Here is a 20,909-nt window from a genome sequence, read left to right on the forward strand (position 1 = left end):
TTACACCTCCTCTTCAACTACCTTGATATATTTTCCATACATATTTTCCACACTCTTTATCCCTAAAAGCATTGTTTCCAAAAGAACTTGACATTTTTCAATCTGCTCTGCAGAATTATGACTTAAATCTAAGTTCAAAAAACCATCATATGTTTCAATTATAGGGTCTATGTAAAGTATCTCAGTAATACCATTTGCTATAGTTAATGATATAGCTGATATGGCACTACATACAATATCATATCCTGAATCATCATATCCGGCATGACCAGACACTTTAAATGAAACAATTTTTTTATGCTTTCTTTTAAAGTTTGCAGTAATCATAATTAAGCTTCAATTTTTTCTACTTGAAGTTTAGTGTATTGTTGTCTATGGCCTTTTTTCTTTCTAAAGTCTTTTTTAGGTTTGTATTTGAATACTATAACCTTTTTAGCTTTTCCTTGCTCTAAAACTTTAGCAACAACTTTAGCTCCATCAACTACAGGTTTTCCTACAACTAAACCTTCTTCTTTACCAACTGCTAAAACTTCAGTTAATTCAACAGTAGCTTCAACCTCAGCATTCAATTTTTCAACGTAGATTACGTCTCCTTCTTGAACTCTGTATTGCTTACCGCCAGTTGCAATTATTGCATACATCGAAAGCACCTCCTCTATCCAATCTCGCCACTTAGGTACATTAGTAAAATAATGTTTTAAAAACCATTGTGTGCGGCCTACAAAAGCCATTTTATCACAAATTTTTTTCTTTGTAAAGATAAACTTCTATCTATAATTTAAATTTTTCTAACTTTGCTTTTTCTTTATTTAAAATTATTTTCCTTATATTTATCTTATCTAAATTTCTTTTAAAATCTATGTAAATGCTAAGACTATTTAAATTTAAGTATTCTTTTATATATTCTCTTTTCCTTACAACTTCTATTTCATAGTACGATGGAACCTCTATATAAATGTGATCCCCCTTAGAAGCTTCTAAAATACTTAGTTTATTTTTTATATAAAATAGTAAATAGTTAAAATCTAGCTTCTCATATCTTATAAATTTATCATTAGACCTTTGAAGAAGATATTCATATACAGACTTTCCCCTTCTCTCTCTTGAAATTTGAATTAAGTCTAATTCTGTAAAATCATATACAAAAGTTTTATTTCTATCATTTTTAAAACCTTCTTTTAGAATAGAAATTATTTTTTCTTGTTCACTTTTATTTTTATTATTAACAAAATCTATTATTATCATTCCACTTAAATTTCTTTTTAAAATTTCCTTTGGAATAATTTTAGCACTTTCATAATTTATATTCTTCTTTCCTATTATAGAACCATTAAATCCTTCTTCACCGGAGTTCACATCTATTACAGTCATAGCCTCTGTTCTATCTATAACTATATTTGCTCCCTTATTTAAATAAATTTTATTCTGTACAAGATCTAAGATTTTATCTTCCACTGAGTTTTCATCTAAGATATGTTTTTTTTCTAAAAACTCAATTTTAATCTTTCTCTTATATTCTTCCCCTAACATGGATTTGTAAGTTTCTAAAAACTCTTTTATTTCCATGTGGTTTAGAATTATCTCATAACTTTCTTCAAAGTTTAATGTGGATAAAAACTCTTTTAAAATACCATAACTCTTATATAATAATCCTTTTTTAGAAGAATACTCTCCTTTATTTACTATATTATAAAAACTTTCTTTTAGTATCTTATATTGATTTATTAATTCCTCTTCCACTAAATTTTCAGCACTTTTTCTATATACAATATCTAACTTTTCTTCTTTTATTAAGTCCTTTGTCTTGCTTTTAAAAGATTTACTTTGTATTTTATTTGAATAAAATACCCTGCCTTTACCAGAAGTGATTACTAGAGCTTCCCCACCTATAGAAAATTTTGAAGTTACCTTAGCACATTTTTCTTCTAATTCTTCTTTTATAATTTCTACAATTACATAATCTCCAATTTTAAGTTTTTTGTGAGCTTTACTAAAAGGAAGAAGACAATTCCTTTTCTTATCTATATTAATAAAATAAGCTTCTATTCTAGGGGCTATACTCTCAACCATACCTAAATAAATTTCCCCAACCTTAGGAGTTCCATCTTCTTTGTCTATCATAAAGAGGGATATATCCCCCTCTTTATCTAGCATAACTATTCTTAGGAAATCTTCATTTTTTTCTATATAAACTTTTTGCATAATATCACTACTTTGCATCTTTATAATAATCTAATAAGGAAATATATTTATCATTTTGAATAGAAAACATCTCTTCTCTTCTAATATCCACAAATTTATCCTTATCTATTGATCCACATTTTTCTTTTAGGAAATCCGCTAAAATTTGAGGTGATAAATTTTCCCTAGAACCACAACTAACTAAGATTCTTAATATGAATTCCCCTTCTTTTTCCCAAAACTTCATATCTTTGATTAAAGATTTTAAATCTATAATCCTCTCGCCTTTTTTTCCTTTTTTTAAAACTTCCCACTTATCTTCCTTAAGTAAATCATTAAATTCCTCTTCAACTTTATTATTATTTTTTAAGTTAAATTTTAAAACATATAAAGCGCCCTCTACTACAGCCATGGATTGAGGTAATTTTTTATCGCCTATATTTAAAGCCTCTAAAAATTCTATACCTCGAGGAGCATTTTTATTTAGCTTCTTTATTAACTCATCTTCATTCTCTTCACTTAGTAGGACAAGGTCTAAATACTCTCCCTTAGAGTAAACTCCAACAGCTAAAGGTTGTGCTATGGATAGTGACATATGTGGATTAAACCCCTTTGAAAACTCTACATCAATTTCCGCTCTTCTTATAGTCCTTTGAATGGTTCTCATTAAATCTAAGTGAGATATGAATTTTACTTCGCTATTTTTGCCATATTTTATTAAGTAACGCACCCTCAAAGCACTTCCCTTCTTTAAAGTTTCTATTTATACCACAGTCTGCACATCTTTCCCTACAATCTGGGGTTATATTTTCTTTCTTAGCATTTTCATTTTCCCTAATTAAAAATTCCTTAGTAACCCCTACATCTACAAAATCCCATGGTAAAATTTCATCATAAGAACGCTCTCTATAAGCATAGAATTCAGGGTCTACATTGCACTCTTTAAAAGCTTCAAGCCAAAGATTAAAGTCAAAATATTCATTCCATCCATCAAACTTAGCTCCTTTTTCATGAGCTTTTATAAGCACTTCACAAAGTCTTCTATCTCCCCTTGCAAATACAGCTTCTACAAAACTTACAAGAGATTCATGCCAGTTATATGCAATAGCCCTACTCTTTATATTTTTCTTTAAACTATCAATTTTTCCTCTAACATCTTCCATTCTATCTTGAGGTGCCCATTGAAAAGGAGTAAATGGTTTAGGTACAAATATGGATGTACTTAAAGTAACCCTTAAGCCCTTCTTTCTCTCTCCCTTAGGAAGATTAAAATACTGCTGCACTACCTTTTCTCCAAGTTCTGCAATACCAACTACATCTTCCATAGTTTCATAAGGAAGTCCTATCATAAAGTATAATTTAATAGTTGCCCAACCGGATTTAAAGGCTAAACTTACAGATTTTATCAAATCCTCTTCTGTGACACCCTTATTTATAATATCCCTCATTCTCTGTGTTCCCGCTTCTGGTGCTAAGGTTAAACCTGTTTTTCTAACCTTTTGTATTTCATTTAAAACTTCTACAAACAAGGAATCTATTCTAATAGAAGGAAGGGATACACCAATTTTCTTCTCTCCATATCTATCTATTAGTTCCTTTATTAAATTTTCTATATTTGAATAATCGCAAATACTTAGAGAAATTAACGAAATCTCATCATAACCAGTATTCTTAATAAGCTGCTCTGCTTGTTCAATTAACTTTTCAGTAGTCTTTTCTCTAACAGGTCTATATATCATACCAGCCTGACAAAATCTACAGCCCCTAGTACATCCCCTAAAAGTTTCTACAGTTATTCTATCATGAACAATCTCTGTATATGGAACAAGTAACTTATCCGGAAATGGAGCTTCAGAGAAATTAGTTACTATTCTTTTTTTAACAGTCTTTGGAATATCCTCGTACTTAGGTTTAAACTCCTTTATAGTTCCATCTTCCTTATAAGAAACTTCATAAAGACTTGGAACATATATTCCTTCTATCTTTGCTATTTCTCTTAAAAACCATTGTTTCCCCTTATTTTCTTTTTTATAAATTTTAAAAACATCTAACACATCATTTAATTCTTCTTCCCCTTCACCTAATGCAAAGAAATCTGCAATAGCATAAAGTGGTTCTGGATTATAAGCACAAGGGCCTCCAAAGAATACTATAGGATCCTCTTCCCTTCTATGCTCTGATCTTAAAGGAATATTAGCCATACTTAACATATTTAATATATTTGTATAACTCATTTCATATTGAAGAGTAAAAGCAATAATATCAAATTCCTTTAAGGAATCCTTAGTTTCTAAAGTAAATAATGGTATATTATTTTCCCTAAGTTCTTTTTCCATGTCTGGCCATGGAGCATAAGATCTCTCACAATAAGTATCTTCTCTTTGATTTAATGTATAATAAAGTATTTTACTTCCTAAATGTGACATTCCAACCTCGTATACATCTGGAAAACAGAAAGCAAATCTAATATCTACGTTTTTTTTATCCTTAATTACTGAATTAAATTCCCCACCTATATATCTAGCAGGCTTTTCTACTTTATATAAGATGTGATCAGAAATTTTGTTCATCTAGATTCCTCCTTATGTTTTTTACATCATTTAATTTTATCATATTGTGTTACTTTTACAAGTTATTATTTATAGGTATATATCTATTTTTCTATTTGCAAATATTCTTCTAAAGTTATATTACCATAATTTTTAAGTCCTTCAATTACTTCATCCTCATATATTATACCAATTAATTTTAATTCCTCATCTAGAACAAAAAAACTATTGTATTTATTCTTATCTACAAGTTCTAAGGCCCTTAGTAAATCCTTCTTATAAAAGAGTGATATGCTTTTATTTTCTAGATATCCTCTTTTAAAAAATTTACTTCTTTTTTTTATGATATCACCCATTATTATATATGCCACCCTTTCTTTCTCTTTTATAGAAGTATAAATAATAAATAGAGAAATAAGCCCCAAATTTATACTGTATATTCCTTTAAAAAAACATAAAAAATATACAAAGCACATTACACTTCCAATAAAAATACTTATATTTAAAGTAATTTTATTTGCCTTTTTATAGAAGGTCTTTAAACTTAAAAGACTTCTTAAAATTCTAGCACCATCAAGGGGATATGCTGGTATTAAGTTAAATACTCCAAGAACTATATTACTTACATAATATACATTATAAATTTCTCTCTTAAACTTTAAATGTAAAAAGTAAAAAATAACTGCTAAAACTATATTTATTAAAGGACCTGATATAGATATTAGTAAATCCTCTAAAGGTTCAGCCTCATCTATATCCTTAAGACTTAAAACTGCTCCAAAGGGGAGAATTTTTATATTGTAGGCAGAGAAATTCAAGAATCTAGCTACTATATAATGGGTAAATTCATGAATTAAAACAAAAATGAGAGAACTTAATATCTCTCTCTTAAAACCAATAATAACCAATATAAAAATATATATAAAAAAAGATTTTGTAAACTTTATAACCTCTCCCCCCCAATATAGTAATAAATTAATGTCTTTACGGATCTATTTTTAAAAAATCTAATTTCTCTTCTAAATTAAATGATTTAATTTTTTCTGTTCCTTCTTCAATAATTTTCATTAGCCTTCTATAATCTATGCTTCTTGCGCTTTTAACTACATCCTCTATGCTATATTCCCTAGTTATCTCATTTTTGCAAAAACCATAGATATCTTTAGTTTCAGGAGTTACCACTAACTTTAACCCTATAAAAATAATAAAAAGACATAGAGTACCTATAAGATGTCTTATTATAACTTTTTCTATATAATTCTTTTTAAAATAAGGTATCTCTTTATTATACCTACTATACTCATTGTAATTATTAAATCTATAAGTCCTTAAGTCATTATCATCTTTTTTAAATTTATTAGTCTCCACGCCATTTCTAATTGGAGTTTTTTTATTATTAATTTTTCTATAATATTCCTTATAAAGAATATTGTAATTTCCCAATGTATCGCCCCCTAATTTTTTTCTCCTTCTATTATATTTAAGGAATCTTTAATATATGATACTTTAGGAATATTGAGCTATAACTTAAAGATAAAAAAAGTTCTAAACTCCAAAATAAGTTTAGGACCCCAGTAAACCTTAAAACTAGTTATTGTTGACTACCCCTTTACTACCATTTTAAAGAACTGGCAATGTTCGAGAATGTAACCACAAAATAAAATAACTTCAAAATGATTAAAATAGAAATCTATTTTAAAATCACTTTGAAGTTTAAAAAAACTTATATTAAAAATTAATTTTCTTTCTTCTCATACCTATATTCAAAACTAATGCAATAGCCATATAGTTAGTTAAAAGTGAACTTCCTCCATAACTAACTAAGGGAAGAGTTATACCTGTCACTGGCATTATTCCTATGTTCATACCTATATTTTGAATTATGGCAAATAAGAAATAAGAGGCTATGCCAATACATATAATAGATCCAAACTTATCCTTTGAACTGGCGGCTATTTTTATCATTCTATATATTAAAATTCCATACAAAATTAGTAACACTAGCATTCCAATAAATCCCCACTGTTCCCCAATAACAGCACTAATAGAGTCCGTATGCGCCTCAGGAACAATTTTCATCTGCTTTCCCTTTAAAAACCCTGTACCGAAAACTTGTCCAGAACCTATAGCTGTTTGTGCTTGAATAATTTGATGTCCATAAGTACTCTCATATTTTTCAGGATTTATAAAGGAACTAAGCCTTCCTTTCCAATAAGAAGGCATTATAGATGAATTCCAAACTATTACTATGATTAAGACTAAACTGGTAAGTCCACTTATAATAACCTTAGAATTTAATCCTGCCACATAAAATATACCTAATACCATGAAAAAGCACACCATTGTCATGCCCATATCTGGTTGAATTACTATAAGAACCATAGGAATTAAAGTATATGCAACTAAGATGAAAAAATTTTTAATATCATTTATCTCTCCATCCATATCATCTATTTTCTTTGCAAGCATCATGGCCAAAGACAACTTAGCAAACTCCGCAGGCTGAACAGCTATAGGACCTACAATTATCCATCCCTTAGCACCATTTACAACAGTTCCTGCAAAAAAATCATTTATTACTAGTAAAATTATTGTGAACCAATAAAATACAGGAGTATAATTACTAAAAATTTTATAATCAAAAATTAATATTATATACGTTACTACTAAAGATAGTATAAGCCAAACTATCTGTTTTTTAGCATTTAAACTGCCAACTATACTATAAATACTTATAACCCCATATAAAACTATTAATATACTAGTGATTAACATAGTATAATCTAGTTCTTTCCACAACTTCGAATTCATCTTCAGCCTTTCAAACATCTTCAAATGTACCTCCAAATTATTTTACAAATAGATTATACCACAAATTTTATTCTATATGAAAAGGACTGTGGAAATTCATCTAAAATTAATGAATTCCACAGCCATAAAAAATTATTCCTTAATTTTTTTTATAGGAATACTAGCAATTAATGCAGGAGAACTTCCTTCAACCTCTTCTGTCCTTGTAACTTTAACATCTAACTCTTCAGTATCAATTTCAACATATTTTGTAATGACTTCTAGTAAGTCCACTTTTATTTTTTCTAAAAGCTCTGGTGATACATTTGCCCTATCATGAATTAATATTAATTTTAATCTATTTGATGCTACATCTTTAGGACTGTTTTTCCCTGTAAAAAACTTTAATAATTCCATGTATTACCTCCTACTTTCCTTTAAAAATTCGTCTTATTGTTCCCCAAAACCCTGAAGATTCTTCCTCAAAGTTTTGAATTGGAACTTCTTCCCCAATAAGTCTTCTTCCTATGTTGCTAAAGGCTTTACCCGCATTTGAATTTAAATCCAATACAATGGGTTCCCCTTTATTAGTAGAAATAGTAACTGATTTATCTTCTGGAACCACACCTATAAGTTTGATTGCAAGGCATTCTATTATATCGTCTACACCTAGCATATCTCCATTCTTTGTCATCTCATAATTTAGTCTATTAACTACTAGATAATGTTCTGAAATTTCTTTTGCATCAAGTTTACCAATAACTCTATCTGCATCTCTAACAGAAGTTATTTCAGGGTTTACTACAACAATAGCTCTATCCGCCCCAGCTATTGCATTTTCAAATCCTTGCTCAATCCCTGCTGGACAATCAATTAAAATATAATCAAATTCACTTTTTAATTCTTCAATAATTTTAAGCATATCTTCCGCTGTAATATCGTCTTTATCTCTACACTGAGCTGTAGGAAGTAAGTATAAGCTGTCAAATCTTTTGTCCTTAATCAATGCCTTTCTTAGAACACATCTCTCTTCAATAACATCTAAAATAGTAAATACTATTCTATTTTCTAATCCCATTAAAACATCTAAATTTCTAAGTCCTGTATCTCCATCAACAACCACTACCTTTTTCCCTAAGGAAGCTAATCCTGTACCTATATTTGCTGTAGTTGTAGTTTTTCCTACTCCACCTTTTCCTGATGTAATGACTATTACTTCACCCATAAAATTCACTCCCTGTCTACAAGTATTTGTTAGGTAAATACGGCTCTACTATTATCTGCCTTTTTTTAATTTTAGCTATCTCTGGATACAGAGGCTTAATATCATCCTCTGGTGAACGAGTTATCATATTTCCTATTTGAATTATCTGTGGTTGTAATTTTAAAGCAGCAATAAAAGCTTTTAAATTCCCACTAGTTCCTGCATGGGCTTGTCCCTTTAAAGCACCTAATACCACAATATTCCCCTCTGCATATATTTCAGCTCCGGGATTAACATCCCCAATAATAACTACATTTCCAGCATACTTTATTATTTGTCCACTTCTTATGGTTTTTGAAATAAACTTAGTTCTTCCCTCTGTTATACCATTAAAAATCTTACTCTTATCTTCTTCAATTTCTTCAAAAATACAATCTTTAATTAAGAACTCTTCAAATAATATGTCTTTTAATTTTCTTAAGTCTCTATCATTTATGTATTTTAGTTCTGTAGTAATCTTTAAAGTACTTCCTTTATAAAACCTTTTTGCTTTTGAAAGCTTTGCAACAAGTACTTCAGACATTTCATTAAAATCATTAAAAGCATCCATATTTATAATAATATTTAAGCCTTCACGATTACCTTTTAATATAATTCCATTATTTTTAATCATAAAAGACCTCCAAAACAACCACATAGATATAGTTCAACAGAGATGACTAAAATCCTTCTTATTAATACAATAAAAATAGCACATATAGTGCTATTTTTATATTAATATATCTATGGATTTTTATTTTCTTGTTCTTTAGTGCTTTCGTTATCTGTTTTGGTATTAGTATTGTTATTGCTATTTACATTATTATTATTTTTTTTATTGTTATTTATATTTTGATTTTGATTTTGATTTTGATTTTTGTTTGCATCAGTGTTTTCTTGTTTGGAATCTTTAACTTTTTTATCTGAATTATTATCCTCTTTTTTTATACCTAAAATATCCGGATACGTAAATTTATAATTAGAGTTTTGTTTTAATATTTTATTTTTAAAGTATCCTTCATATATTATTTTTGCAACTTCTGCAGCATAAGAACCGTGCCCGCCATCAAACATAACCACACTTACTGCGATTTCAGGATTATCAAAAGGTGCAAAACCGACGTAATTACCATAAGCAGTCCTTCCTATTTCATTCTGAGTATTACTAAAGGTAGCTGATCCTGTTTTACCACCATTGGGAATTGGAAAATCCTTAAATATGCCAGCAGCAGTACCACCTTCCGCAGTAACTTCTTGCATTCCCTTTTTTACTGATCTTACAGTTTCAGGGCTTATGTTTGCTTTTTCAATAAGCTCAAGATTTTTTGAATAATCTTTTATAATATTTCCATCAGGGTCTATAACCTTGTTAATTATATGAGCCTTATATCTATTACCTCCGTTAACCAAGGTAGCAACGTAATTTGCAAGTTGTACTGGGGTAAATTGATTTAACCCTTGACCTATAGATGCATTATAAAGATTCGTACCACTCTTAATTTCTCCTGTAGCATCATTTACTGAAGACTGTATAGAATTTATCATTCCTTCTATATCTTTATCTGTATATCCCTTTGAACTAAATTCCTTAGAAGAACTTATTAGTTCCTTTAAACTCTTTCTTATTTCCCCTTGAAATTGTTTCATATTTTTATTATCATTAACCATTTGAGTTTTTATTTTCTCTGTAAGCTTCTTTTTAATCTCATTCACCTTAGGGTCTTCCTTATCATTTGGAATTATATTTATTCCTTTAAAGTTTATCCCCCAAATAGAAGCTGTACCTTGAGATAAATAATTATAAAGATTATACATATATAGAACTGATAATGTCCTTTTACCACTTTCAAAATTATATACCTGTCCAAAACTTTCATCTAACTCTATACCTGTAGAGTAATTAGGGTTTTTTTCAGGATCTGCTCCAAGTCCAAGCTTCCAAGCATATTTAGCAAGAAGATTTAATCCTTGTTTAGTTTCAATTCCGCCTTTTACAAAAAGTCTATCTGCAATTTCATACATATAATAGTTGTTTGAATCAGCTAATGCCTTAGTTAGATTTTGACTTCCATGACTACCCCTATACAAGTTATACATCCAGCTGGCACCTTTATAATCTTTATATCTCTTATTATAAGGACCTGCATCATATACAACAGTATTTTCACTAATAACTCCCTCTTCAAGCCCCGCTACTGCTGTAACAGGTTTAAATATAGAACCTGGAGGTACTAGTGACTTTGTAGCATAGTTATAAAAAGGTTTTGGATATATATCATAAGTATCTTCTCTAATTGTAGTATTTCCTTCTATTCCTTTAGCTAGTGGAAATAATTGATTTAAAAGAAATTCCTCTTTTTCTTTAGCATTCATAGAAGAAATGTTTTTACTATTAAACTCTTTTAAGTTTAATAGTCCTCGTTTTCTTATATATTCACGTCCAAACTTTTCGAGATCAGGACTAAAGAATTTTTTATATTCTTCTGATGACAACTTTCCTGGTGTTGTAAATAAATTTGGATCATACCCTGGCCTGCTTACAAGAGCAAGTATTTCTCCATTTTTTACATTTATAACCACAGCCGCCGCTCTAGTAGCATTTCCCTTATCAGCATCATCTTTGTCTCCACTTGGTTTTCTATCCTTTAGTTTTTGCAACTTTTCCATTTGATCATCAAGAGCTTTTTCTGTAATCTTTTGAAGATCTCTATCTAAGGTTAACTGAATGTTGTTTCCAGGATAAGGAGTTTGTTCTCCTAATGTCTTTATCTTTCTTCCGTATTTATTAGTCTCTATACTCTCTTGTCCCTTAGTTCCACGAAGTAAATCTTCATATTTTTCCTCTATACCTGCAGCTCCTATATAATCTGAACTTGCATCATAACCCTTTTCTTCATATTTATTCTTTTCATCAGAGTTTACTTTTCTTATATATCCTAAAACTGAAGATGCAAGCTCTTTATTAGGATACTCTCTAATCGGTTGTTTTAATATTGATATACCAGGTAAATCTGATTGTAATTGTTCAAAAATATATGCGGTTTCCTCTTTTAGATCATTGGCTATAATAACTAGTTTATACCCAGAGAAACTTTGCATTTTCATTTTATCTTTAATTAAGACATAATCCCTTATAGTCTTAAGGTCATATTTCTTGTTTAAATATTTTACCTTAAAGTCATCAGGTAACTCTTTCCATTTCTTGTTCGTGTTTTTTTCCCAATCTTTTTTATCTATTTTAGATTTATCAGGAATGGAGTCCCACTTTTCTTTTATATAATCCTCTTTTACAAGATCACAGACTTCATATCTCTTCGTGGCTAGGATGTTAAAAACCTCTTCCGGTGAAACTTTTTTAAGCTCCTCATCAATAAGAGCTTTCTCCTCTTCCTTAAGTTCATCTAACTTTTTGCCCTTAAATTTTTTCTTGAACTTTTTTTCTAATATATATTCATCTAGTCCTCTATCTTTTTTGAATCTTAATTCACTCCACTTTCTTGAACTCTCACTTGATACATTGAACTCAAATCTAAAAGGGTCTATTTTAAGCGGGAAATCATCTTCTATAGTAGCATTATTTTTTTTTAAAAGTTCCATAACCTTATCTATAGTTGTATAAAAACTCTTCTTACTCTCTTCTGTTTCTGTAAAAATAAGCATAAAACTCTGTCTACTTGTAGCTAAGATATTTCCATTTCTATCTTGAATTTGTCCACGGGGAGCAGTTTTTAATATCATTTTATGAGTATTAGAATTTGCCTTTTCACTATAGAATTCCCCCTTTACCACTTGAAGATAAAAAAGCTTAGATATAATAGCTATATTAATAATAACTAGACATATCAAAAAACTATTATATCTATTATAAGGTTTTTTCTTTTTTTTCATCTATATCACCCTTAAAATTTCCAATAATTTTTCATAAATGGTTTTTCTGAAAGCTTAAATAAAAACCTGTACATAAATATAGCTATAATAAAATTATATATGCTAATAAAAATAATAGACTTAAGGGAAATAGTTTCTCTTATAAAGAAAGACAATAATAACAGTATAACTCCTTTAGTTATACTAAGTACAAAATTTGTTAGAGTAGGCATTAGAAATTTTTCTTTAAAAATTGTTCTACCTATCTGACTTGCTAAAAGACAAACTATTAAATTTGAAAATGCATTCACCCCTAATGTACCATTAAAATAAACATCCTGCATTAGTCCACTAAAGCTCCCTAAGATAATGGCATCTTTTGTATCATTTAATATAGAATACGAAATAACAAAAACTAAAAGAAGACTAGGATAGTATCCATTAACCCCCAAAAAAGGTACTAAGCTATTATCTAATACTAAGCATATCAATGCACAACCTATAACTGTAAATACTTTTTTCATAGTTGCATCCCCTTAATATTTAATTTTTATTGTTAATTTCTCTTGTTTCTTTTGAAACAACTATAAATAGTTCCTCTAACTTATTCATATTTACTGCTGGTTTTATTATTCCATACTTTATAAACTGCCCTTTGTCCTCTTCAATTTTAATTATTTTTCCTATGGTAAGCCCTTTAGGATAAATGTCTCCTAGCCCTGATGTAAGTATATTATCTCCTTCTTTTATATCTGATTCTAAATTTGACATTTCTATTCTAGCAAGAACATTGTTATTAGAGTCCTTATACCCCTTTACTATTCCATTGTTTTCTTTTGAGCGTTGGTTAAATGCTGCTACTGAAATGTTTTCATTCCCTAAAACTTGAACAATGGCCCAGTTCGTTCCAACAGATGTAACCTGACCAACTAGCCCCTCTGAAGTTATAGCAACCATTCTTTTCTTTATCCCATTATTTGTACCCTTATTTATAGTATATCCTTCTAAATAACTGTTTCCAACCCTACCAACTATGTCACATCCAACATAGTTATAATTATCTTTATCCTCTTTATAGTCTAACATTTTTTTAAGTCTTATATTTTGACTTTTTAAATCTTCATATTCAATAAGCTTCGTTTTTAATTTGTTATTTTCTTCTATAAGAGCTTTATTATCTTCTTTAACTTTTCCATAGTTAAATACAAAGTTGAATGTCTCTCTTATTTTAGAATTTACTTTATATAAAACTTCTTGAACAGGATTTAAAATAACTCCTACACCATTGCTAAATACATCAGACTTATCCTTTTTCCCCGTATAGCTTATTAAAGCAAAAAAACCTACACATAAAATTACTATAATAATTATTAACTTATTTTTCTTTAAAAACTTCATGCCTATCTTCTTTTCTTATCCAGTAATCCTATAGTATCTAAAGCTCTTCCTGCGCCTATTACAACACAGTCTAGAGGTGATTCTGCTATTCTTACGGGCATATGAGTTTCATGGTGTATTAAGCTATCCAATCCTTTAATTAATGCTCCACCACCAGTTAAAGTAATACCTTTATCCATTATATCTGATGCTAGTTCTGGTGGTGTCTTCTCTAATGTAACCTTTATAGCTTCTATTATAGATACTATAGGCTCACTAAGTGCTTCTCTTACATTTTCTTCAGTTACCTCTACATTCTTAGGAAGTCCTGTTATTAAATCTCTTCCTTTTACAACTAGACTCTTTATCTCCTCATTAATTTCTTCCTCTTTTCTAAATACAGTTCCAAGAGAAAGCTTAATTTGTTCTGCTGTTCTCTCTCCTATAGCTAAATTATAATTTTTTCTTATATAAGCCATAATAGAGTCATCAAGTTCATCTCCACCAATTCTTAAAGATTGGCTAGTAACTATACCACCTAAAGATAAAACTGCAACTTCCGTAGTTCCACCACCTATATCTACAATCATACTTCCTGTAGGCTCATCTACTGGAAGCCCTGCTCCAATAGCAGCTGCTCTTGGTTCTTCTAGAAGATGTACTTCTCTAGCACCAGCACTTCTTGTAGCACCTTCAATTGCCCTTCTCTCTACAGCCGTCACTCCTGAAGGGTAACAAACCACTATTCTTGGGCTAGCAAAAGCAGATTTTGAACATAGTTTCTTTATAAAATAATTAAGCATCTTTTCAGTAACATCAAAATCAGCTATAACACCATCTCTCATAGGACGTATGGCTACAATATTACCTGGAGTTCTCCCTATCATTTCCTTTGCTTCATTCCCCACTGCTAAAACTTTGTTGTTATCTAAATTTATAGCAACTACTGAAGGTTCTCGCAAAACAATTCCCTTTCCCTTTACATATATAAGTGTGTTAGCAGTTCCTAAATCTATTCCCATATCCTTTGAAATCCCGAATAATCCCATAACTTTTCTCCTTTCGTTTTATAATACTCCTTTTTCTTTAAGACTAATAAAACGTCCATCTCCAATTATTATATGATCTAGTACATCTATACCTAAAATCTTCCCACTTTCTTTAATTCTATGAGTTACATTAATATCCTCACTGCTAGGTGAGGGATCTCCAGAAGGATGATTATGAAATATTATTATAGAAGCTGAATTTTTTAAAATGGCTTCTTTAAATACTTCTCTTGGATGTACTATGGAAGAATTAATAGATCCCATTGAAACATTTTTTTCATGTATAACTTTATTTTTAGTATCAAGCATTATGACTTTTAGTACTTCTTGACTTAACCCCCTCATCTCTTCCATTACATATTGTGCTGCATCTTTAGGAGAACATACCTTATATTCCTCTCCTGATCTATAGCTTCTAAACCGATTAGATATTTCAACTATAGCCATAAGCTGAGAAGCTTTAGCATTTCCTATTCCCTTAAGCTTTAAGAAATCTTCCCTAGTGGAGGTTAAAAGTCCATTTAATCCTCCTCTTTCTTTTATTATTCTAGAACTTAGGGATAAAATATTCTCTCCCTTATTTCCTGTACCTAAAATAATAGCTATAAGCTCACTATTGGATAAGCTTTGAGGTCCATATCTTAATAGTCTTTCCCTTGGTCTTTCATTCTGAGGTAACTCTTTTAAAGTTAAATTTTCCATAAATTTCTCACCTTTCAATTTAAGAAATTACCCCCAACTAATTAAGAAATTACTCCCATTTCCCTAAACACCCTATATAATTTATTTAAAGGAAGTCCTACTACATTAAAATAGCATCCTTCAATATACTCTACAAACTTTGAAGCTCCACTTTGAATACCATAAGCACCTGCCTTGTCAAAAGGTTCACCAGTGTTTATATAGTCTTCTATTTCTTTTTCTTTTAGCTTCATAAACCTTACTTTAGTAGAAAAAGACTCCTGTATCAGTTCATCGGTAGTTGTATTATAAACAGTAAACCCTGAGTAAACTTCATGAGTATTTCCGCTTAAAGATCTTAACATAATAAAGGCCTCTTCTTTGTCTTTAGGTTTACCTAATACTACCCCATTATGGTAAACTATGGTATCACAAGCCACTATTAGTTTTCCTTTTTTGTTCTTTAAACTTTCATATACACTTAAAGCTTTCCCTTTTGAAATTTCCTCTACATATTTTGAAGGTTCACCATGAAAAGGAATGCTCTCTTCATCAAAGTCACTTTTCACTATAGTGAACTCAGAAATTAATTCCTTTAATAATTCCTGTCTTCTTTTAGAAGCTGAAGCAAGTATTATTTCCACTTTATCACTCCTAATAAATTATTGACAAAAACCTTAAAATATAAAATATATTTATTAAATTTAAATTTATTAGCACAATTAAAATACTTAAGGATACTCATTTATCAATAAGTTTTAATTTTACATCTTATATAGTTTATCATTTAATAAATTTATAAACAAGTATATGAGGATTCATTTTATAAAATTTTTATATTTGTAAAGCTTTTGTAATTTTTCAGTAATAAAAATTAAAGGATAGCTACAAGCTATCCTATTTTATCTATTTTCCTTATTTAATTCTGTTAAAAACTTATACAAAAACTCATAATTCTCTTTTAAATCACTCTTTTTCAATTCCTTAGGAAGCCCTCCTATATAAGCTTTTATATTTTCTAAATTTTTATAATTAGAACTATTTTTATCTCCACCATTTATGGTGCTTACCCACTTTTTTATATCCTCTGTCTTTATTTCTTTTACATCCTTTTCATTTAATTTATTAAGAACTTTAATAAAAGCATCAACAACTTTACCAATTTTCTCTATGTTCCCACCATCTTTTTTTATCTGAAATTTAATTTTAGCTCCTTCTATACCTGATTTACCCAAATCCTCTATGACTTTATTGGAAGAGGTTTCTTCAAAAACTCCATTTATAACTTTATATAAATCTCCTTCTTTAACAATAAAGGAATGTCCTATCTTATCTACTGAATTTAAAACTGCTTTTGCATTTTCCTCATTTTTAAAAACTCCACATTGTACAGAATAAAATTTTATATTATTTTCTTCTAATCCTACATTAGTATTATTTACTTCTTCATTTGAACTAATATCCTTTTTATTATCTTTTTTAGTATCATTTTCTTCAGTCTCATTCATTCTTGTAGTTTTATTTTCTTCTGTTTTAGGTTGTAGAATATCTTTTTTTAATTTGAACTCTTTTTTCAAATTGTCTATACTTAAAGTTGGTAATTTATCTCCTAAACTACCTTTAAATAGTAGTCCTTTTAGTAAAGTAGCTAATAAAAAAACCAACAAAATACAAAATACTATTAATAGAAGAAAATTATTATTCTTTTGAGGTTTTTTAACACCCCTTATATTATACTTTGTATATTTCATCTTTATCCCTCCATAGTAAAATTAATCTTATTACAATTTTATGAAGGATAAATCACTTTATTACTCTTTACTAAAGTTTTACAAAATTATATTTTAAAATCCTTAGCTAAAATTATCATATCTTTCTTCTTATTATTTATTTCATAAAACTCTTTAGAAACTCTTAGTATATAAAATCCATTTTCTTTGAAAAGTGCCAAATTTCTTTTTTCCTCCTTAGTTACACCTGTATATATGGTTTTAACATCATATGTACTCCTTAAAAATTTAAGAATAACACCTAATATTTTATCTTCTAATCCTCTTCCTCTATACTCTTCCTTTATAACGAAACAGTTTATCCATACAACATTATAATCCTTAAACTCTACTCTACCTTTAAAAAAACCTAAAAAATCACCTTTGCTATTTTCTATTTTAAGAAAAAATTCACCTTCCGTAAGATAGTATTCTAAAAACCTTTCATATAGGTCGTCTATGCTATAAACATTAGTATTTTCTATAAAGAATTTGTCTCTACCAAGTTCCTTATCTATATACATTATATCTTCTTTTTCTATACTACTTATCCTTATATCTTCTGAATTTAAAACCATATATAACATAGTTCATACCTCCTACCTTTAATTATAAAATTCTACGTATTCGATTAATTTCCTCTTAAATTTTATAATTAAAATAATAACAAATAAAAAAAATAGCACCATATTTATAAAAGATTTAAATCCTTTTAGATTTACCTAAAATAAACTATAGTGCTATTTTCCCTTATAATACCTATGCAAAAACCATTAACTTTATTACGCCAATGTCAATTTAATAACTTTTCTAACTATCATAGTTGCTTCATTGTATGGAACTCCATATCTAACTAATTTTCTTGTAACACTTGGGTGCTCTAACTCTATATTCTTAAATATCTCATTTACCTTATTCACGGTTTCCATTTCTTCTTCGCTACCATTTCTATGCATTACTTCTTCTTCTAAATATTTCTCCTCTATAAAAAAAGGAACCCCAAAATTAGGTACTATTTCTTCATCACTTCTTAAAAGTTCTTCCTCCATATTAAAATCATAGTTACGTGGCTCTTCATTCATATTAATATCATAGCTATATTGTTGCTCCATGTTAATGTCATAATTATATGGTTCTTCTATTCTAAGAAACTCATCATCACTTAATAAGGGATAGTTTATATACTCTAGTTCATCATGGAAGTAATTTTCTTCTAACTCTATTTGAGGAAAGTCCTTTTCTTCAAACTGTCTTTCAAGAAAATTATTTTCTTCAAAATATGTGTTCATAGAATCTTCTCCCTCATAATATGTTTCCTCATCCTTTTCACATGACCTTGTGAGTTCACCAAATTCATTATCTTCGAAAGTTAAATTCATTTGAATAGGAACCATGGCATACTCTTCCATATCTAACTCAAGACTTTCATATTTATTTAAATCTTCTAACATTATTTAACCTCCCTAAATAAATTACACTACTAATTTATGTTTACTAATTTAAAATGATACTAATTTCTCAAGGCATTTAAAATTTTCCCTCCCATTAAAAGCCTTCTATTTACAATATCCCAATTTAATGTATCCATAAAAACATCAACATACTTTTTTCTATCAATACCAAAATCAATCATATAAGCATGCTCGTATACATCTAAAACAATTATAGGTATAGAACATATAACTGGTCCATTATCATGAGCATCTAAGCCATATACATGCAATCTGCAATCCTTAGGTTCTAAACACAGCATACACCATCCTCTAACAGATAGTGCCGTCTTTTTAAATATTTCTAGAAATCTTTCATAACTCCCAAAATCTGCATTTATCTTTTTTAAAAAATATAAAGGAATACCTCTTCCACTATTACATATGTTTTGAAAATATAATTCATGAAGTTTAACCCCATCTAATGCAAAACTTTGTCCTCTCATTAAAGAACGAACTTTACTATAAGTCTGATTTCCCTCTCCAAGGTTTTTATCTTCTGATAATATGCCCCATATTTCATTAGTTTTATTTACATAACCTTCATATAATTTGTAATGTTGGTTAAGTTGATTTTCTGATAATCCTCGTACAGTTTTAAAATTAAAACTCTCCTTTTCAATTCTAAACATATAATCCCCTTTTAAATTGCTCCTTATATATAATATGATTACTCCAATTAAACGTCACAAAAAAATAACTTGTAAAATTAATAGCAATCTGTAAATTAACTACTAAGTAATACAAGTTATTTAAAACCATAAATATTAATTTAAAGCTATAATTTTAATTTAAGCTTTGTTAGATATTTTTGTTGATATGATTGTTACGTAATCACATATGAATAAGTTTTTAGAATTTCATTATTTCTGTAGTAAATATTACGTTAAAAAGTTTTAATGTTTGAACAGAGTGAGTTTTAAAAATTAAAATGATGACTTTTTAAAACCTTTTCCCTCTACTTCAGAAACATCCATAATAGTAATTACTGCCTTTGGATCTATAGTGTTTATAAGAATCCTACACCTTGCTAATTGCTTAGAAGACATAACAGAATAAATAATCTTTTTATCTTCACCTGTATAAGCACCCTCACCATGAAGGAAAGTAACTCCCCTTCCTAACTTTGTAAGAATAATATTTTTAACTCCCTCTGGATCCTTAGTTATAACAAATAAAAGCTTTTTCTTATCTAAGCCCTCTATAACCTTGTCTAAAACCATAGATTTTATATACATAGATATTATGGTATATATTGCAATCTCAACAGTACCTAAAAAGCCTCCAGCTGCAACTATGATTAAATTTATTATAAAGGTAATAGTTGAAATCTTAAGTCCATACCTTTTCCTTACTATAATAGATATAATATCAGTTCCACCCTCAGAAGCTTTACTTCTAAAAATTATTCCCATACCAATACCGCAAAGTGCACCACCACAAAGTGAGGATAAAAACACATCCTTCATTACATATACAGTTGTAATATCCTTTGTAATAACTAGAAAAATAGACATGGATATCATTCCTATAAGACTATATATACCAAACTCCTTATCTAGCTCTCTTATTCCAATAATAAATAGTGGAATATTTATAATAAAGACAAAATACCCTGATGAAATTTTAGTTACATATTGAAGTATTAAAGCTACTCCTGCTACCCCTCCTGCAATTAACTTATGAGGTGTTATAAACATATTTACAGAAATAGCATAAAGAAGACTTCCAAATAGAACAGTAAAAAGTCTAATTATTCTATCTCTTGTAATTATATTTGTACTCATCGAAGTTTCCATTTCTAACCCCACCCTTAAATGAAAATTATTATCTTTTGATATCTATTATACACAATTTAAATTTAAATCTCAATAATGTAATATAAAAGTCCATGGAAAGTCCATGGACTAGTC

The 20,909-nt window shown here is 28.9% G+C and carries 22 protein-coding genes; all 22 read right to left on the reverse strand.

What is annotated here, in order from left to right; genetic code table 11:
• Nucleotides 1–327: a ribosomal-processing cysteine protease Prp gene (locus FNZ64_RS09520; protein WP_142414569.1), complete on the reverse strand. Its 327-nt coding sequence runs from the start codon at nt 325–327 to the stop codon at nt 1–3.
• Nucleotides 328–329: 2 nt separating this feature from the next.
• Nucleotides 330–641, reverse strand: a complete 312-nt coding sequence (gene rplU / locus FNZ64_RS09525) for a 50S ribosomal protein L21 (protein ID WP_142414570.1) — start codon at nt 639–641, stop codon at nt 330–332.
• 130 nt (nt 642–771) lie between these two features.
• Nucleotides 772–2,202, reverse strand: a complete 1,431-nt coding sequence (locus FNZ64_RS09530) for a ribonuclease E/G (RefSeq protein WP_185903742.1) — start codon at nt 2,200–2,202, stop codon at nt 772–774.
• Between the two features lie 7 nt (nt 2,203–2,209).
• On the reverse strand, nt 2,210–2,911 hold the full coding sequence (locus FNZ64_RS09535) for a TIGR03936 family radical SAM-associated protein (protein WP_142414629.1): 702 nt from the start codon (nt 2,909–2,911) through the stop codon (nt 2,210–2,212).
• Nucleotides 2,880–4,751: a TIGR03960 family B12-binding radical SAM protein gene (locus FNZ64_RS09540; protein ID WP_142414572.1), complete on the reverse strand. Its 1,872-nt coding sequence runs from the start codon at nt 4,749–4,751 to the stop codon at nt 2,880–2,882. Before FNZ64_RS09540 ends, FNZ64_RS09535 begins: the two co-directional genes overlap by 32 nt.
• Before the next feature lie 83 nt (nt 4,752–4,834).
• Nucleotides 4,835–5,638, reverse strand: a complete 804-nt coding sequence (locus FNZ64_RS09545) for a site-2 protease family protein (protein WP_243129246.1) — start codon at nt 5,636–5,638, stop codon at nt 4,835–4,837.
• A gap of 76 nt (nt 5,639–5,714) precedes the next feature.
• Entirely contained in the window at nt 5,715–6,173 is a 459-nt protein-coding gene (locus tag FNZ64_RS09550; RefSeq protein ID WP_142414574.1) for a hypothetical protein, read from the reverse strand.
• Between the two features lie 285 nt (nt 6,174–6,458).
• Nucleotides 6,459–7,559, reverse strand: coding sequence for a rod shape-determining protein RodA (rodA, locus tag FNZ64_RS09555; RefSeq protein WP_142414630.1), 1,101 nt, complete (start codon nt 7,557–7,559; stop codon nt 6,459–6,461).
• Between the two features lie 114 nt (nt 7,560–7,673).
• Complete coding sequence (gene minE / locus FNZ64_RS09560) at nt 7,674–7,937, reverse strand: cell division topological specificity factor MinE (RefSeq protein WP_142414575.1); 264 nt, start codon at nt 7,935–7,937, stop codon at nt 7,674–7,676.
• A 10-nt stretch (nt 7,938–7,947) separates the two neighbouring features.
• Entirely contained in the window at nt 7,948–8,745 is a 798-nt protein-coding gene (gene minD, locus FNZ64_RS09565) for a septum site-determining protein MinD (RefSeq protein ID WP_142414576.1), read from the reverse strand.
• 16 nt (nt 8,746–8,761) lie between these two features.
• A complete protein-coding gene (gene minC / locus FNZ64_RS09570; protein WP_423244945.1) occupies nt 8,762–9,397 on the reverse strand; it encodes a septum site-determining protein MinC in 636 nt (211 codons plus the stop codon).
• 110 nt (nt 9,398–9,507) lie between these two features.
• Nucleotides 9,508–12,651 (reverse strand): penicillin-binding transpeptidase domain-containing protein, encoded by a 3,144-nt coding sequence (locus FNZ64_RS09575; RefSeq protein WP_142414578.1) that lies wholly within the window; start codon nt 12,649–12,651, stop codon nt 9,508–9,510.
• Between the two features lie 11 nt (nt 12,652–12,662).
• Nucleotides 12,663–13,154 carry a rod shape-determining protein MreD gene (gene mreD, locus FNZ64_RS09580; protein ID WP_142414579.1) on the reverse strand — a complete coding sequence of 164 codons (492 nt, stop codon included), beginning with the start codon at nt 13,152–13,154 and terminating at the stop codon, nt 12,663–12,665.
• 19 nt (nt 13,155–13,173) lie between these two features.
• Nucleotides 13,174–14,028 (reverse strand): rod shape-determining protein MreC, encoded by an 855-nt coding sequence (mreC, locus tag FNZ64_RS09585; RefSeq protein WP_142414580.1) that lies wholly within the window; start codon nt 14,026–14,028, stop codon nt 13,174–13,176.
• Between the two features lie 2 nt (nt 14,029–14,030).
• Nucleotides 14,031–15,056 (reverse strand): rod shape-determining protein, encoded by a 1,026-nt coding sequence (locus tag FNZ64_RS09590; protein ID WP_142414581.1) that lies wholly within the window; start codon nt 15,054–15,056, stop codon nt 14,031–14,033.
• A gap of 18 nt (nt 15,057–15,074) precedes the next feature.
• Nucleotides 15,075–15,758 (reverse strand): RadC family protein, encoded by a 684-nt coding sequence (radC, locus tag FNZ64_RS09595; RefSeq protein WP_142414582.1) that lies wholly within the window; start codon nt 15,756–15,758, stop codon nt 15,075–15,077.
• Nucleotides 15,759–15,799: 41 nt separating this feature from the next.
• Nucleotides 15,800–16,381, reverse strand: coding sequence for a Maf-like protein (locus FNZ64_RS09600; protein WP_142414583.1), 582 nt, complete (start codon nt 16,379–16,381; stop codon nt 15,800–15,802).
• Nucleotides 16,382–16,639: 258 nt separating this feature from the next.
• On the reverse strand, nt 16,640–17,488 hold the full coding sequence (locus FNZ64_RS09605; RefSeq protein ID WP_142414584.1) for an SPOR domain-containing protein: 849 nt from the start codon (nt 17,486–17,488) through the stop codon (nt 16,640–16,642).
• Between the two features lie 86 nt (nt 17,489–17,574).
• Nucleotides 17,575–18,093, reverse strand: a complete 519-nt coding sequence (locus tag FNZ64_RS09610) for a GNAT family N-acetyltransferase (protein WP_142414585.1) — start codon at nt 18,091–18,093, stop codon at nt 17,575–17,577.
• 195 nt (nt 18,094–18,288) lie between these two features.
• Nucleotides 18,289–18,957 carry a hypothetical protein gene (locus tag FNZ64_RS09615; RefSeq protein ID WP_142414586.1) on the reverse strand — a complete coding sequence of 223 codons (669 nt, stop codon included), beginning with the start codon at nt 18,955–18,957 and terminating at the stop codon, nt 18,289–18,291.
• Between the two features lie 59 nt (nt 18,958–19,016).
• Nucleotides 19,017–19,628 carry a superoxide dismutase gene (locus tag FNZ64_RS09620; RefSeq protein WP_142414587.1) on the reverse strand — a complete coding sequence of 204 codons (612 nt, stop codon included), beginning with the start codon at nt 19,626–19,628 and terminating at the stop codon, nt 19,017–19,019.
• A gap of 294 nt (nt 19,629–19,922) precedes the next feature.
• On the reverse strand, nt 19,923–20,795 hold the full coding sequence (locus tag FNZ64_RS09625; protein ID WP_243129247.1) for a YitT family protein: 873 nt from the start codon (nt 20,793–20,795) through the stop codon (nt 19,923–19,925).
• Nucleotides 20,796–20,909: the final 114 nt, after the last annotated feature.

It is taken from the genome of Hathewaya massiliensis (assembly GCF_902143515.1).
GTDB classification, from domain to species: domain Bacteria; phylum Bacillota; class Clostridia; order Clostridiales; family Clostridiaceae; genus Hathewaya; species Hathewaya massiliensis.